This window comes from Saliniradius amylolyticus, from assembly GCF_003143555.1.
Classification (GTDB): Bacteria; Pseudomonadota; Gammaproteobacteria; order Enterobacterales; family Alteromonadaceae; genus Saliniradius; species Saliniradius amylolyticus.
The window spans coordinates 862,350-877,321 of the sequence record NZ_CP029347.1 but is presented as its reverse complement, the minus strand read 5'-3'; the positions used below and the strand labels follow the sequence as shown (position 1 = coordinate 877,321).

18 protein-coding genes and 1 tRNA gene are annotated in these 14,972 nt (G+C 51.9%); 6 read left to right on the top strand and 13 right to left on the bottom strand.

Features of this window, described 5'->3' with window-relative positions:
• Nucleotides 1-79: 79 nt before the first annotated feature.
• The 6 genes from flgE to HMF8227_RS04125 all read right to left on the bottom strand — a co-directional run bounded on the left by flgE (nucleotide 80) and on the right by HMF8227_RS04125 (nucleotide 4,907).
• Complete coding sequence (flgE, locus tag HMF8227_RS04150; protein WP_109338986.1) at nucleotides 80-1,480, bottom strand: flagellar hook protein FlgE; 1,401 nt, start codon at nucleotides 1,478-1,480, stop codon at nucleotides 80-82.
• Between the two features lie 14 nt (nucleotides 1,481-1,494).
• Entirely contained in the window at nucleotides 1,495-2,178 is a 684-nt protein-coding gene (locus HMF8227_RS04145; RefSeq protein ID WP_109338985.1) for a flagellar hook assembly protein FlgD, read from the bottom strand.
• A gap of 14 nt (nucleotides 2,179-2,192) precedes the next feature.
• Entirely contained in the window at nucleotides 2,193-2,648 is a 456-nt protein-coding gene (flgC, locus tag HMF8227_RS04140) for a flagellar basal body rod protein FlgC (protein WP_109338984.1), read from the bottom strand.
• A complete protein-coding gene (gene flgB, locus HMF8227_RS04135; RefSeq protein WP_109338983.1) occupies nucleotides 2,648-3,052 on the bottom strand; it encodes a flagellar basal body rod protein FlgB in 405 nt (134 codons plus the stop codon). The genes flgC and flgB overlap by 1 nt, the downstream gene beginning before the upstream one ends.
• 81 nt (nucleotides 3,053-3,133) lie before the next feature.
• Complete coding sequence (locus HMF8227_RS04130; protein WP_420820517.1) at nucleotides 3,134-3,976, bottom strand: CheR family methyltransferase; 843 nt, start codon at nucleotides 3,974-3,976, stop codon at nucleotides 3,134-3,136.
• A 1-nt stretch (nucleotide 3,977) separates the two neighbouring features.
• Nucleotides 3,978-4,907, bottom strand: coding sequence for a chemotaxis protein CheV (locus HMF8227_RS04125; RefSeq protein ID WP_109338982.1), 930 nt, complete (start codon nucleotides 4,905-4,907; stop codon nucleotides 3,978-3,980).
• A 134-nt stretch (nucleotides 4,908-5,041) separates the two neighbouring features.
• Here HMF8227_RS04125 and flgA point away from each other — a divergent pair, with 134 nt between their 5' ends.
• From flgA to HMF8227_RS04110, 3 genes are all read left to right on the top strand, one after another.
• Nucleotides 5,042-5,734 carry a flagellar basal body P-ring formation chaperone FlgA gene (gene flgA, locus HMF8227_RS04120; protein ID WP_109338981.1) on the top strand — a complete coding sequence of 231 codons (693 nt, stop codon included), beginning with the start codon at nucleotides 5,042-5,044 and terminating at the stop codon, nucleotides 5,732-5,734.
• A 144-nt stretch (nucleotides 5,735-5,878) separates the two neighbouring features.
• Entirely contained in the window at nucleotides 5,879-6,205 is a 327-nt protein-coding gene (gene flgM, locus HMF8227_RS04115) for a flagellar biosynthesis anti-sigma factor FlgM (protein WP_109338980.1), read from the top strand.
• Nucleotides 6,206-6,207: 2 nt separating this feature from the next.
• On the top strand, nucleotides 6,208-6,627 hold the full coding sequence (locus HMF8227_RS04110) for a flagella synthesis protein FlgN (RefSeq protein ID WP_109338979.1): 420 nt from the start codon (nucleotides 6,208-6,210) through the stop codon (nucleotides 6,625-6,627).
• A 55-nt stretch (nucleotides 6,628-6,682) separates the two neighbouring features.
• Here the strand turns inward: HMF8227_RS04110 and HMF8227_RS04105 are convergent, their stop codons facing one another.
• Nucleotides 6,683-7,147 (bottom strand): LPP20 family lipoprotein, encoded by a 465-nt coding sequence (locus HMF8227_RS04105; protein ID WP_109338978.1) that lies wholly within the window; start codon nucleotides 7,145-7,147, stop codon nucleotides 6,683-6,685.
• 192 nt (nucleotides 7,148-7,339) lie between these two features.
• Between HMF8227_RS04105 and HMF8227_RS04100 the strand changes: the two genes are divergently transcribed.
• Nucleotides 7,340-8,476 (top strand): flagella assembly protein FlgT, encoded by a 1,137-nt coding sequence (locus HMF8227_RS04100; protein WP_204101030.1) that lies wholly within the window; start codon nucleotides 7,340-7,342, stop codon nucleotides 8,474-8,476.
• A gap of 60 nt (nucleotides 8,477-8,536) precedes the next feature.
• A tRNA-Arg gene (locus tag HMF8227_RS04095) sits at nucleotides 8,537-8,611 on the top strand.
• Nucleotides 8,612-8,619: 8 nt separating this feature from the next.
• Here the strand turns inward: HMF8227_RS04095 and yghU are convergent.
• Entirely contained in the window at nucleotides 8,620-9,480 is an 861-nt protein-coding gene (yghU, locus tag HMF8227_RS04090; RefSeq protein WP_109338976.1) for a glutathione-dependent disulfide-bond oxidoreductase, read from the bottom strand.
• A 172-nt stretch (nucleotides 9,481-9,652) separates the two neighbouring features.
• Here yghU and HMF8227_RS04085 point away from each other — a divergent pair, with 172 nt between their 5' ends.
• The gene (locus HMF8227_RS04085; RefSeq protein WP_109340999.1) at nucleotides 9,653-10,015 is read left to right on the top strand and encodes a YbaN family protein; all 363 of its coding nucleotides are present in this window, start codon (nucleotides 9,653-9,655) and stop codon (nucleotides 10,013-10,015) included.
• On the opposite strand, the gene HMF8227_RS04080 is transcribed toward HMF8227_RS04085, so the two are convergent.
• The 5 genes from HMF8227_RS04080 to HMF8227_RS04060 are packed head-to-tail and all read right to left on the bottom strand — an operon-like array spanning nucleotide 10,012 to nucleotide 14,969.
• Nucleotides 10,012-10,800: an MlaA family lipoprotein gene (locus HMF8227_RS04080; RefSeq protein WP_109338975.1), complete on the bottom strand. Its 789-nt coding sequence runs from the start codon at nucleotides 10,798-10,800 to the stop codon at nucleotides 10,012-10,014. The two genes, HMF8227_RS04085 and HMF8227_RS04080, sit on opposite strands and share 4 nt — an antisense overlap.
• A complete protein-coding gene (gene ccmI, locus HMF8227_RS04075; protein WP_109338974.1) occupies nucleotides 10,797-12,008 on the bottom strand; it encodes a c-type cytochrome biogenesis protein CcmI in 1,212 nt (403 codons plus the stop codon). Before ccmI ends, HMF8227_RS04080 begins: the two co-directional genes overlap by 4 nt.
• Nucleotides 12,005-12,442, bottom strand: coding sequence for a cytochrome c-type biogenesis protein (locus tag HMF8227_RS04070; protein ID WP_109338973.1), 438 nt, complete (start codon nucleotides 12,440-12,442; stop codon nucleotides 12,005-12,007). Before HMF8227_RS04070 ends, ccmI begins: the two co-directional genes overlap by 4 nt.
• Nucleotides 12,439-13,011, bottom strand: coding sequence for a DsbE family thiol:disulfide interchange protein (locus HMF8227_RS04065; RefSeq protein WP_109338972.1), 573 nt, complete (start codon nucleotides 13,009-13,011; stop codon nucleotides 12,439-12,441). Before HMF8227_RS04065 ends, HMF8227_RS04070 begins: the two co-directional genes overlap by 4 nt.
• A complete protein-coding gene (locus HMF8227_RS04060) occupies nucleotides 13,008-14,969 on the bottom strand; it encodes a heme lyase CcmF/NrfE family subunit (protein WP_109338971.1) in 1,962 nt (653 codons plus the stop codon). The genes HMF8227_RS04065 and HMF8227_RS04060 overlap by 4 nt, the downstream gene beginning before the upstream one ends.
• Nucleotides 14,970-14,972 lie beyond the last annotated feature (3 nt).

Genomic DNA, 14,972 nt, shown 5'->3' with positions numbered 1-14,972 from the left:
GCATTCTCGGCATACCATCCATCCCTGGATATAAAAAAGCCCGGCTTCATGGGCCGGGCTTGTATTTAACGCTCATCAATTAACGGATGTTGAGAATGGTCTGGTTCAGGGTGTTATTGACTTCCAGGGCCCGGGAGTTTGCCTGGAAATTCCGCTGGGCCTGAATCATATCCACCAGTTCAGTGGTCAAGTTCACGTTAGCCTGCTCCAGTGCCTGGGAGTTGATACTACCAAAGGTACCTGTGGTGGCTTCGCCTGCCAGAGGCTCGCCAGAGTTAATACTCTCCTTCCACTCGGTATTACCGTTCTGTGTTAACCCTTGCTCATTGGCAAAGCGCACTAACGCAATACGGCTCAAAGGCTCAGAGGTACCATTTGAATAAGTGGCCCGCACCAATCCGTCTTCGTCGATATCCACCCCGGTTAATCGTCCCACAGGCAAACCATCTTGCTCCAGAGAGGTTACCTCAAAGCTTGAGGCAAACTGGGTGGGTTCATCCGGCGTAGCGCCACCCGCTGTGAAGTTAAAATCCGTTGTTAATGTTTGTGTGGGATCCGAGCCATTGGTCAAAATACCAACACCCAGTGCCTCTGTAGCTAACTTGCCATCGGCTGGTTGAACACCATCAGCGGCTTCTACCCCCTGAAAGTCGCCACCAGAGCTGAATATCAACCGAGACACAAAGACATCATTACCAGTATTTCCGCCAGCGACGTTCTGACCTGCTGCTGGAGCCGACGGCGCGTTACCTAATGCTGTACCGGTATTATCGGTGTAATTGACCAGTTGATCATCGACTGCTGTTGCAACAACCCATTCATTACCGGTAGCTGCAGTGGAGTCTTTAATAAAATAAAAGGTCTGAATATGCGAGTCACCGAGAGAGTCAAAGACCGTCACCGATGTCGCCGCGTTATAGGTGTCGGGGTCTGTGGGATCGAAGTCAGCCGGATCCAGTGCCGCATCGCCCGCTGGCAGGTTCATCTTCATATCCACCTCAGCAGTCGCCTGAGGGGCGCCAGAGGAATCCGGAATTCGAATCGGATTAGCGGTACTTAAGGCGCTGGAAGCTGAGGTGCCGTCCGGATTCACCGGAAAGCCCATCAGATTTCGTCCACGCGAATCCACCACAAAGTTATTACTGTTAAGTTTAAACATTCCCGCCCGAGTGTAGGAAAAATCCTGTGACCCCTGCTCAGGTACCGTGGCGAAGAAGCCATTACCGGTAATGGCCAAATCCAGCGCATTATCGGTAAACTTGAGACTACCCTGGGTAAACTGCTGTGCCACTTCCGAGGTCAATACACCGTCGCCCACTTTGGTTTTAGAACCCGCTAACAAAGAGGTGGCATACACATCCACAAACTCGGCCCGCGACTCTTTAAAGCCGGTGGTATTAACGTTGGCGATGTTGTTCGCCGTGGTATCCAGATCTTTTTGTGATGCGTTTACACCACTAAGTGCAATATTAAATGACATAGTTTGCTCTCCTGTTAACCGATTTCCATCACATCGCCCAGTGTCACGCTCTCATCGCCATAGAGGTTTAGAATCACCCCCTGACCATTTGAGCCCATGCTGACACTGTTCACATGACGGTGAATCGCCGTCGGTACGGTGGTCTGTTCACCATCTACGGTGGCCGAAGCCGTAAGCTTGTAATTACCGGGTGGCACGGGATTACCGTTCTGGTCGGTACCATCCCAGCCAAAATCGATATTCCCCGCATCTTGTGAGCCTGCGTCCATGACCCTGACCGTTTCACCATATTGGTTTTCGATGGTCAGTTTCATGTTGCTGGCTCTGGATTCATTGACTATTACACCGGTCACCGGCTGCCCCTCTTTTAACACCATATTACTGCTTTGCAGCAATACCTGTTGCCCTACCAGACTGGATGCCTGAAGAGCCTGATTGGAAGTCATGGACTGGGCAAACTGATCGAACTTCTGGTTCAGTGAACTTAAGCTGTCAGCCATAGTAAAGCTGGTCATCTGCTGGACCATCTTATCGTTGTCCACCGGCTTGGTTGGGTCCTGCATGGACAATTGTTCGGTCAACAGTGAGAAAAAGTCTTCCTGGGTTAACTGCCCATTATTTTCATCGGCCTTGGGGACCTTACTGTCATCCTGCCAGTAATAGTCCTTGTTGATGCCGGTATTGGTTACATTTTCCATAAACCGTCCTCAGATTATTGACCTTGGCCCAACTGCAGTACGCGACGGAAAATCCGTTTGGTGGTATCCGCTACCTGCACATTGGTTTCATAACTCTTGGAAGCCGACATCATATCTGCCATTTCTTCCACCACATTGACGTTAGGCTTATAGATGTAGCCATCCTTATCGGCCATGGGGTGGTTGGGGTTGTACTCCACCTGCAGAGGCTTATCGCTCTCGACAACACCCAGTACCTGTACGCCATGCCCTCCACTCGTGGGCGGCAAGTCCTTGCCACTATGCTTGGCATAGTTATTCATTGCTCTGTCCATCTCGGCGGCAAACACGGGCTTGCGCGCTCGATAGGTCTGGTCATAGCTACTACTGACACTATTGGCATTAGCAATATTACTGGCCGTAGTATTCAGCCTGACGCTTTCTGCACTCATGCCAGTACTGGCAATATTCATTACATTAAACAGGCTCATTAGGCTTGTCCTCCTCCACTAATGGCTTTTTTCATGCCTTTCAGTTTGCCGCTGAGGAAGGTCATGCCAGCTTGCATTCGCATGGCATTTTCCAGAAACGCATTTCGCTCTTGCTGCACATCCACCGTGTTGCCATCGCCGGTATCCGGCTGATTCGGCACCCGATACATGGCTTCCTCCGCCCCGCGCACCTCAACACTAAAGTGCTTGTCATGGGTGCGAGACATGCTGTGGCTTTGCTCGGCCCTGGCCGATTGCATCGCAGACTTAAAATCGAGATCCCGAGCTTTATAGCCGGGCGTATTGGCGTTGGCCAAGTTTCCCGCCAGTAGCTCCATACGGTCCTTACGAACCGTCGCAGCCCGGTGGTGAAAGTCGGTCAGTCTGTCTAGGTTGATTGCCATAGTGTTTCTCCTCGTGACGGAAAAACAAAAGCAACAAGTGTGCCAAAAGGATTTTTGACACCTTAGAAGAGAAGTAGCCGGTTAGCTTTTCTTGCGGTAGTACAGGCCCTTAGTACAACGAACCATAGTAAATTCGTCACTCAGACCTGACAAAGATTCGGAGGCACCGAGGAATAAGATGCCATCCTTGTTCAGGCAGGCGGCAAGTTGTTGCAGGATTTTGGCTTTCACCTCAGCCGAGAAGTAAATCAGTACATTACGGCAGAATATGATGTCAAACTTCCCCAACAAACTATAAGACTCGAGCAAATTGACCTGACGGAAACTCACCATCCGTCGCACTTCCTGCTTGACCCTTAACATGCCGTTCTCAGCCGGTTCAAAAAATTGACGCTTACGTTCATCCGACAGTCCGCGGGACAGAGTCAGATTGTCGTACTCGGCCAGTTTACATCGCTGGAGCATATCGGCTGAGATATCTGTTCCTACTATCTGGCCGCCACCTCGCAGAGCCCCGGGGTTTTGACGCTGATATTCCAGTATGGACATGCCAATAGAGTAGGGCTCCTGCCCAGACGAACATGCTGCCGACCAAATTTTAACAGGGCCGGGGCGTCCCTTAAATTCGGCCAGCATCTCGCTTTTTAATAACTCAAAAGGGTAGCGGTCACGAAACCATAGAGTCTCATTGGTCGTCATCGCATCGATAACCGCCTCGATCAAGCCACGGTCTCGCTCCTGCAATACCCGCTCCACCAATTCCGGTAAGGAAGGGCTTGCGTACTTTTTCAATAACGGTGACAAGCGGCTGCGCACCAGGTATTGCTTATTGTCACCCAGCACAATGCCACAACGGCGCTCTAAAAACTGACGAAAACGCTCATAGCCCTGAGCGTCTAGTTCTCTATCCGATACCACGGTCACCTTACTCGCTTTCCAGCCCCAACCATTTTTTCACGGAGTTGGCCAACTCGTCTGGGTGGAACTTGGCGATAAAGTCATCGGCACCCACCTTCTTAACCATGGCCTGATTAAACACCCCGCTTAGAGAGGTGTGTAGAATAACATGTAACTGATTGAGCTTTGGATTATTTTTTATTTCCGCCGTGAGGGTATAACCATCCATTTCCGGCATCTCAATGTCAGAAACAATAACGCCGACTTTGTCAGTAACATCACCCGTGTCTTCGGCCAGCTCCAGTAACCGATCCAGTGCTTGCTTCCCATTTTTGGCCACTTCAATCTCAAGTCCCAGGCTGGTCAAGGCGCGCACTACCTGGTTTCGGGCCACGGAGGAATCGTCCGCCACAAAGATAATTTTGTCTTTCACCGATGTGGTATCCAGCCCTTCGGTAACCGACTCACTAACATCAGCGTTCAGCGGCGTGATCTCATTCAGAATCTTTTCTACATCCAGAATCTCGACCAGCTCGTTTTCGAACTCGGTCACCGCCGTCAGGTAACTGGCCCGTCCGGCTCCTTCCGGCGGCGGCAGAATGTCATTCCAGTTAATATTAATAATCCGCTCGACCGACCCCACCAAGAACCCCTGTACCGAGCGGTTATACTCGCAGATAATCACGAACGCCTTCTGCAAGTCCTGCACCGGTGGGAGCCCCGTCGCCATACCAAGGTCAATGACCGATACCGTCTGGCCACGGATATGCGCCACACCGCGGACATAAGCATTCAGTTTGGGCATGGCCGTCAACGGGGGACACTGCAGAACCTCGCGCACCTTGAACACATTGATGCCAAAACGCTGTCGTCCGCCCAAATTGAAGAGCAACAGTTCCAAGCGGTTTTGGCCTACCAACTGGGTACGCTGGTTTACGGAATCGAGAACACCTGCCATGAATCCCCCTGCAAGGTCATTATATATTTAGGCACAAAATTTGCCTGTGTTGTAGCATCAGTACCAAATCCGGCGCTTTTTTGACGCCAAGCAACGACGTCGAATCAAGCCTGGTCAATTTAAAATAAGTAAATATGAAACAATTATCTAGCTTTCTTTTTATTTTTGTCGCTCTGATAACGCCTTACTCAGAAGCTGCCTCAGAGCCACGACATCAACAAGTTACTGAAACCGCCGAACGGTGGGTGTTTCAACAACTGCGACAGCCTGGCACCCAGTCGGGACTGGAAGTCAAAGCCACGCCTGTGGACGAACGCATCCAAATCCCAGCCTGTGCTAAGCCTTTTGCAGCCGAAGCCAATAACAATAGTCTTAGCCAGTCCACTATCACGGTCAAGGTACATTGTCCGGTGTCTGACTGGTTCTTATACGTTATGGTGCGCGTCAAAGATCTGCAATCTGTGGTGGTCACCACGGCCTCCTTGTCGCCGGGCACCCTGCTCTCTTTAAACCATCTAAAAACCATTGAGGTAGATAAAAATCAGTTGCGCGGCACGACGTATGCCGAGCCGCAACAGGTGGTAGGAGCCAGGGTGAAACGCCGTATTCGAAGCGGTGACGCCATCACCCCACGACAACTGTGTTTTATTTGTGAGGGCGACAAGGTCACCATCCTCGCCAAAACTGGTGGTCTGAGTATTAAAACCTCGGGCATTGCCGAGCAGGATGGCAACATTGGCGATACCATTCAGGTACGTAATCGCCGTTCAGAACGTATGGTGAATGCCAGAGTAATAAGCAGTGCTGCGGTTCAGGTCGGCATCTGATATAATTAAAGGGATTGTAGTGTGGGCCGATAACCTTTGTGAGGCGGCACAGTTAACCACAAAAACATCCAAAAAAGTTTAAAGGTTTGCTAGTGTGGGCCGATAACGATAGTAAGAGTGTATTAATTTTGGTGGGTTTTGACCATGGCAATTAACAATGTCAATAACAACCTGAGCAAGTCTCAGGTCGACAGCCAGAAGCTTGCGCAGCAGCAGGCACAGAACCAGTCCAACCAAGCCGCCGCCCAGAAAACTGGAGCAAAAGCAAGGCCGGACTCGGTATCTTTGACCCAGTCTGCCCAGCAAATGGCCAATGTACAGAAGAAGAGTAACGAGGCACCTGTTAATCAGGACAAAGTGGATAAGCTGAAAAAAGCCATCCAGGCTGGCGAATATAAAGTCAATGCTGATGTCTTGGCTGATAAGATCGCCAAGATGGAGTCAGAACTATTTGGCGGAGAAAAAGCCTGACTATGACCACATCGTCAGTCTCCCTGTTGGAACAACAACTTCAGAACCTTGAACAACTTAAGACGCTTTTGGATAACGAGCTAAAGCTAATCAGCAGTCGGGATCCAGAAGCGTTAATTGATCTGTTAAAGCAAAAACAATCTTTGCTGGACCAAATCCAGCAAGCCGACCAAAAAATCGCCAACCTAAGCCAAGAGCAACTGGCCGATCCCGACGCAGACGAGCTCAAAACCGCTATTGAGCAACGGGTAGATGACTGCAAATACCTCACCGAAATCAACGCCAAGGCTGTAGAACAAGGCCAATTGCGATTAGAACACCTGCGTAACCTGATCTTGGAAGCCCGCTCAAAAGAATCCATGACCTACAACAAAAGCGGTAAACCCACCTCGGGCTCCCGGGGCGGCGGTGTTAAAGCCTGATAGTAGAGAACATAAAAAAAGCGGCAATCATTGCCGCTTTTTTTATGGCGTTCACTCAGTAATAGGTAACATTCTTAATCCGTCGTGGCCGGGACGTGGAAATATACATGTCGTGAACCTTCTTCATGTCCAGTTTCACCTCGGTGGCGTAAGTGTCCTCTCCTACCGGGTAGGACTTAATGATTTCTGCACCGCGGATCACTGCATCTACTGAAGCCTGCAACTGGTCATCTTGCAATACCAAGTCCTGAATGGTCTGACTGCCACGAATACGCTGACCATAGACCTGTTCAGCCAGCTCCCGATAAGCATCCAACTTAGAGGCCTTAATCGCATTGATACGGCGTACCGAAGACGTCTGCCCTTTCTGCACTGACACGGGTGCATAACCCACAGCTTTGACAACAGGATAATGATCCGGCTCGACGTACTCCCATTCGACCTGTCGGTCGAAGACGCTCGAACAGCCGCCGGTAAGCAGTGCCAACCCCAGGGTGACACCCAGACTGATTTGTTTCATTATCAACTCCTGAATTGATTTCCCGACAGCGACGAAAAACTGACCGCTGCCCACAGATGAATAAAGCAATGCAAATAGCACACCAAAAGTAGCTGCGTGATATAAAACTATTTGGGCATGGTTTTTGCTCACTTTCATCAAACCGATGCGCTGCGCAATCAGCGTCAGAATTCCGACATAGCGAGTATCAAGGTGAGACGACTGTTACTACTCTTTGTTCTATTTATGCCTCTGGGCGCTGAAGCCATCTGGTACGAAGCCAGTGGCCAGGCGACCATCATCCAGGGTAACCGGGAACATGCCCGGCGCATGGCCACCGAAGAGGCCATCAAACAAGCCTTGCTGTTTTCCGGGGCCAAGGTGGCCAGTATCCAAAAGCTCACCGATGGCTTGCTCAGCGATGACCGGTTGGAGGTACTCTCCGGTGGCGAAGTTAACAGCGTGGAAATGGTCTCGGAGAACTACAGCGGCGATCTGATCTCCGTCACCATTCGCGCCGACATCTTCCCGGCCAAGACCGACTGTGACATTACCGGCTATAAGAAAGATATCGCCACCACCTGGTTCCCCATTTACAAGCGCGCTCAGGCTCGCCTCGGACAACTGTATGAATTGGGCGAAACCGTGCCCCGCAGGCTGGAGCAGAACTTCAGCGTCAGTGCCGGCCATGCCCGCATCGACCATATTTTCCCTAACTACTACAGCCCTCAGCAGGATATGACCCAGCAGGCCATCACCCTGTCTCGCGATACGGGGACTCAACTGGTACTGTTTGGCGAAATTCTCGATCTCAGTCACAAGGTGGAATCTGCAGGTAGCCTGCGCTTCTGGCAGTCGGACCAAACACAACGCCACTTTAGTTTGCGCGCTTATCTGATTAACGGCATTACCGGCGAGCTATTGTTTACCGACACCTTCCAAACTCAGGCACTCTGGTCATACCCCCACAACGAAATCGTCGATGCCGCCTCCGGGGCATTCTGGAGCTCCACCTATGGCAGTGGCGTCAATAACTTACTGCAACGCATCGCTGAGCGCGTCGATGAGGAAGTTGCCTGCCTGCCCTCTTATGGTCGGGTGGTGCGAGTTGTGGGCGAAGAAATCACCATAAACCTGGGACGGGAACACGGCGTTAATCAGGGAGACCAAATGCAGGTATTCAAACTCGGGCAGTTCTTTGACACCGAAGGCAATAGCCATTACCAGTATCAACTGCACCCCTTTAAGGTACAGGTGATGTCCATCTCCGGCACCTCTGCGGTAGTAGAGTCTGTTAACGGCCAGCCTTTGCTGAATATTCAGCCAAATGACTTTGTCACCAAGCGTTAGGGCTTTCAAAAAACTACTGCATCAGCAATAATCCTGCTTCCGATCGATGCTTGGTAGTTTGTCCCCATAGTTTAATGGATAAAACAAGGCCCTCCTAAGGCTTAGATCTAGGTTCGATTCCTAGTGGGGACGCCATTTCTTATTTAGTACCCTAACTTATCCTGAGTCTTATGCTCAAAGTCGCTAGCGTGATGGCGTTCATGTAGCTGTTCGTGTTCCTCTCCCCAAACGCGATTGACCATCCGGCCCCGTTGAACGGCGGGGCGCTGGGCTATTTGCTCAGTCCAGCGTTGAAGATGCTTGTAGTCCTGCACCTGTAAAAATTCACCGGCATCATACAATTTGCCTTGGGCTAAAACGCCATACCAAGGCCAGATGGCCATATCGGCGATGGAGTAATCTTTGCCTGCCATATACTGATGCTCGGCCAGATGCTTATCCAGCACATCCAGCTGACGTTTGGTCTCCATGGCGTAGCGATTGATGGGGTATTCCAGCTTCTCGGGCGCATAGTTATAAAAGTGCCCAAAGCCGCCCCCCAGGAAGGGCGCACTGCCCATCTGCCAGAACAACCAGTTCATGCACTCAGTCCGGCCTCGATGATCGCTGGGGATGAAGGCCTCAAACTTCTCAGCCAAATACAGCAGGATAGATCCTGATTCAAACACTCGGGTATCGGTAGTGGTATCCAGCAACGCCGGGATCTTGGAGTTGGGATTAAGTTCAACAAAGCCGCTACCGAACTGCTCGCCCTCGCCAATGTCGATCAGCCAGGCGTCGTATTCAGCCTCCTTAATGCCCGTTTCCAGCAGTTCTTCAAACATGATGGATGTCTTGACGCCATTCGGCGTTGCCAGAGAATACAGTTGAAACGGCTGCTCACCTTTGGGCAAGGTCTTATCGAACCGGGCCCCGGCGGTAGGCCGGTTGATACTGGCAAATTTACCACCGCTTTCGTTGTCGAAGGCCCAAACCTTAGGTGGGGTGTAGCTGTCTTGTGCCATTACTCACTCCATGGTTTTATTGCTTAATCAAAAATACACCTGTGTTTACCCGTTATAACAGAATAAAGTTCAGCTATGCGGAAACACATCACAAGGCGTGCGTTTCTAGCACTAATGAGCGAATATTAATGTATTGGTTTTTATTCACTATAACAGAGGCGGAGCTGCACCATTGGTAGCAATCTACTGGCGTATTCTTGCCTCGTTGTCGCTCATAACTGGATTCATCGGGGTGTTGCTTCCGGGCTTGCCCACAGTCCCCTTCATTCTGGTGGCAGCCTGGGCAAGTAGCAAGGGGTGGCCCCGACTGGAAAATTACCTGCTGGGCCATCCTAAGTTCGGTGATGATATTCGTCAGTGGCGAGGTGGTGGCTATGTGCGTCGGCGCGCTAAATATATGGCCACCCTGTTGATCGGGCTCAGCATGCTGCTGTTATGGATGAGTCAGGCCAACAGCTGGTTGGCCATAATTGTGACCCTGATTTGTACCTTCGTTTTGCTGTGGCTCTGGCTGCGGCCAGAGCCACAGCATTAAAGGTCTCTCAGGTAAGCGTCAATATCATCGTTTAATTCTTCCTCTTCCCTGGAGATCTCCACTTTGCCATCTTTCAAGTCGGCGTCCTGTTTTTGGAAGTAAACATTCCGCACCATGGCATAAGGGTCCACGGCACCATTGATCATCTGCTCCTGAGCCATCAGATCGATGCGGGCTTCGAGCGCCTGCACCGCCACTCGAAACAGGTTTACCTGCCAGGCAAGATTATCGATAGGAAAATAAGCATTATCCACGGCGCTGCCAGCAGCAGCGCGCAAATCATTGGGACCCATCGCGGGCACCATCAAATAGGCACCATTGCCCACACCCCACACGCCAAGGGTTTGACCAAATTCTTCTTCTTTTAAATTCAAGCCCATATCGGTGGCCACATCCAGGGTGCCAAACAGACCAAAAGTAGAGTTCACTACAAAGCGTCCCACACTGATCAAGGACTCTTCCATATCACCTTGTAATAGGTTGTTTAAGGCACTGGCGGGCTCCGACAAATTATTGGCCGCATTTAACAATCCCGTGCGTGCAAAATCTGGCATCACCGTCTTATACCCTACCGCTAGCGGCCGGATGAGATAGGGATCCAGGTAATCCCAGTTCAGTGTCCAGAAGGGGCGGTTGACAGGCTCAAGCGGATCGCGCTGTTCGTACTTATCACTGCCGGCCATTGAAGGCTGGTTAGCCTCGGCACGCTGCTCTGCTTGCTGTGATGAACTGCAGCCCCCTAACAACAACAGGCTGATTACTACAATAAAATAGATGCGACTCATTCCAATTCCTTATCGATTCGAATCTGGGCTTTAACGGTTTTTTGGGGCGTTAAGATCACCTGAGCTTGCCCCTGCAGCTCGCCACTGGCGGCCATCACATCACCATCGGCGGAGACTCTAGCGGTCAGGGTCACCTGTTGCAAGTCGGATAAACGCTGACTGGGCATAACACTGTCGGCGTCGGTAAGCGTCACTTGTACCGGCCACTGGGATACGGGCTGGCGCACCACAGCCACCGGCATGCCCGACTCAGTATCCGAAGGACGGGCAAACACAACCAGCATGCCGTCTTCTGGCACTTGATCACGCAAGGAGCCAGCCAGCTCAATCACCACATCAATGCCGGTGATCTTACCGGTCAGTTCACCGATCCGGGCGTCAATTTCTGCTTGCATGGGATTATCGTCGGGCAACATGGCTGCTAGTTCCTGCCAGCTGTCGATGGCGAGATCCTTTTGCCCCAACTGAGTAGCGGCAATGGCCATCAGTCCTAGCACACTACTGTCACCTGGTGTGGCTTCCTTTAGCGGTGAAAGAATGTGCAAAGCTCGTGTTAGATTTTCTTCACGCCCGGTGGATACCAGACTTTGGGCCAGATTCAGCCTTGCACTGTCGCGGGAGCCGTCCAGCGCCAGGGACTTGTCAAAGGCTTCGATGGCCGCATCGTGACGGTTTAAACTGGCATGCACCCGCCCCAGCAGCAACCAGCCTTCTGGTGCATCGGGTTCAGCTTGCAGCCGGGTTCGAAGCGCCAGGGCAAAATCGCTCAGATCCTGCCGGGTAATAGAGGGGTCGGCATCGACCACAATGCGCTTGCCTAAATCACCAATGCGCCCTTTCGTCTGCTGCCAGTGTTGCAGCGACTCGATACCACTGCCGCTGACATAAACCACTGCCGTTACCACCGCCGCAATAACAGTGCCAATCAGCAAGGCCAGCCAGCTTCTTTTGGAATGACTAGGACGCTCTTCGTGCTGCTCCAGTACCAGCGCCGTTTTAACATCCTCTACCGCCTGCTGGTAATCGCGCTCTGAGAGCAGCCCTTCTGCCACTTCGACATCCAGTTCCTGCAACCGCTGGCGAGTAATGCTGGCGTTCAACTGGCCGCTGCTAACGCGCTCGACCTGGTGATGCCGCCACAAGGCCCACAGAGGAAACAGCAAGGCCGCCAAGGTCAATACACCAAGAGCTATCCAAAAGGCTGTCATTGTTCCTCCTTATCCAGAAGCTTATCGGCCTCACTGAGTATGTCCTCTGATATCGCAGCCTGCCGACGACGTCGCACAACCAGAGCCATTATCGCCAGCAAAATAAAGCCTACTGGCAGCAGCCATAGCAAAGATGTCAGTGGCGTTACCGGCGGCTGATAATAAACAAAATCGCCATAACGCTGTTTCATATACTCAATAACTTGCTGCTTGCTCTGCCCCTGTTGTACCAATTGATAGGTCTTACGCTTTAAGTCTCTGGCCACCATGGCATTGGAGTCGGCAATATTCTGGTTCTGACATTTAGGGCAGCGTAACTCTGCGCTCAGCTCGTTAAAAAGCTGTCTTTTGGCAGGATCTTCAAAATGGAATCGCTCCTGCTGCGCTGTCGCACCCAGGCTTAGCAGCATCAGAAGTACGCTAAATAGTCTCATTGCTGTTGTAACTCCTGATAGAGCGGCTGGATCTGGTTTTGCCATACCCGCTCATTCACATCGCCGATGTGATGCAGGCGCACCACGCCCTGCTTATCGATAAGGAAGGTTTCCGGCGCACCGGTAACGCCCAAATCCAACGAATACTGCCGCTTCTCATCGAAGATATTAAATTGATAAGGATTACCCAGCCGTCCAAGTGTCTGGCGGATATCCTGGCGCATTGCCGTTAAGCTCTTGCCGCCAAAATCCGGGTCCATATCCGCTTCGTAGTACAGCCCAACAATGCGTACGCCCTGCTGGCGCAGCTCGGTTAAATACGGCAACTCCACCGCGCAGGTGACACACCAGGTCCCCCAGACGTTGAGCAGCGTCACCTTACCGGCGAACACTTCTGGGCCATAACGCACATTATCGTCCATCACGTCGGGTAAATTAAAATCCGGTACCGGCTGACCGATTAGGGTGGACTGCCGTTCTCTGGGATCGGAGAACAGCCCCGACAATAAAAACACCGACACCAGCGCAAACAAGCCCAGCGGCAGAGCAAATAAGGCAATCTTCTTCATGTTGTGGCCTCCGTCGAACGCTTGCCTTTCACTTTCACCCGGTAGCGTTTATCGCTCATGGACAGTAAGCCCCCCAAAGCCATCAGGATGGCGCCCCCCCAAATCCAGCGAACATAGGCTTTAACATAAATCCGCAGTGCCCAGCTGCCATCGTCAAAGGACTCGCCCAGCGCTACATAAAGATCCCGCGTCAGGCCCACATCTACTGCCGCCTCGGTCATAGTGTTACGCTGAACCGGATAGAAGCGTTTTTCCGCCTCCAGATGACCGATCTGTTGATCATCCCGAAAGATATCCAGCTTAGCCACATTGCCGCTGTAATTAGGCCCTTTTAAAGACTCGACACCATTAAAACGAAACTGATAGTCCTGCACCATCAGGCTTTGACCGGCACTCATCCGTACATCGCGCTCTTCGGAATAATTGCTCACCCCGGTAATACCGATAAGCATCACCGCAAAGCCCAAATGCCCCAGCACCATGCCCCAGTGACTGCGGGTCAGCTTAGTCAGCCCCGCCATGGGCGAGGCCTGATGACCAATGCGTTGATAAATTTCCTGAATGGTGGCGAGCATCACCCAGAAACTCAGCGCCAGTCCCAAAATGGCTAAGTAAGACACCGGTTCGTTGCCAAAGCCAATCAGCAGTGCCGCGACCAGACTGATTCCTGCAGCCAACAACAACTGATTCTTAAGCGCCCCTAAAGGCTGGCGTTTCCAGCGACTCAAAGGCCCGATAGACAGCAAGAATACGAAAGGCACTATCAGGTAGGTAAACATCTGATTGAAAAAGGGGGCACCCACCGAAATAGAACCGAGCCCAAGTTCCTTATGTACTAAGGGTAACAAGGTGCCAAGCAACACCACCAGGGTAGCGGCCGAAAGCAGAATATTATTGCCAATCAGCATGGTCTCACGGGAAATCAGCTCATAACGGCCCACACTCTGCAGAGCCGGTGCTCTTAAGGCGTAAAGCAATAAAGAACCGCCGATCACCAACACCAACAAGCCCAGAATAAACAAGCCTCGGCTTGGGTCACTGGCGAAGGAGTGCACCGACACCAAAACGCCGGAGCGCACCAGGAAGGTTCCCAAAAGACTCAATGAAAAGGCAGCAATGGCCAGCAGCACCGTCCAGGACTTAAACGACTTTCGCTTTTCAGTAACGGCCAGAGAGTGCAATAAAGCCGTGCCCACCAGCCAGGGCATAAAGGAAGCGTTTTCCACCGGGTCCCAGAACCACCAACCGCCCCAGCCCAGCTCGTTATAAGCCCACCAGCTACCAAGGGCGATTCCCAGCGTCAGAAATACCCAGGCCGCCAGTGTCCACGGGCGTGACCAGCGTGCCCAGGCCGAATCCAGCTGGCCTGAGATCAACGCGGAGATGGCAAAGGCAAAGGCCACCGAAAAGCCCACGTAGCCCATATACAGCAGCGGCGGGTGAATGATCATGCCAAAATCCTGCAACAGCGGATTGAGATCACGGCCATCCACAGGGAAAAACGGCAGTAAACGTTCGAACGGGTTGGAAACGGTCAGCATGTATAAATAAAAGCCGACCCCCACAAGCCCCAGAACCCCGATCACACGCGCCACCATGGCTGCCGGCATCACTCGACTGAACAGGGCCACGGCCACCGTCCAGATGGAGAAGATCAGCACCCAGAGTAGAAACGAGCCTTCATGGCCGCCCCAGACCGCAGTGACCCGATAGTACCAGGGCAACTGAGTGTTGGAGTTTTGTGCCACATAGGCGAGGGTAAAATCATGGGTTAAGAAGGCGTAGGTTAAACAGGCATAAGACAACGCCGTAAACAGGAATGCCCCCACCGCCAACGGCTTGGCTGAGGCGATCATAGTATCATTACCGGATTGCGCTCCCCACAGCGGATAAATTGCCATCAGCAGGGTTAAAAACAGCGCCAGCGCCAGTGAATAGTGTCCAAGCTCAGCGATCATAAA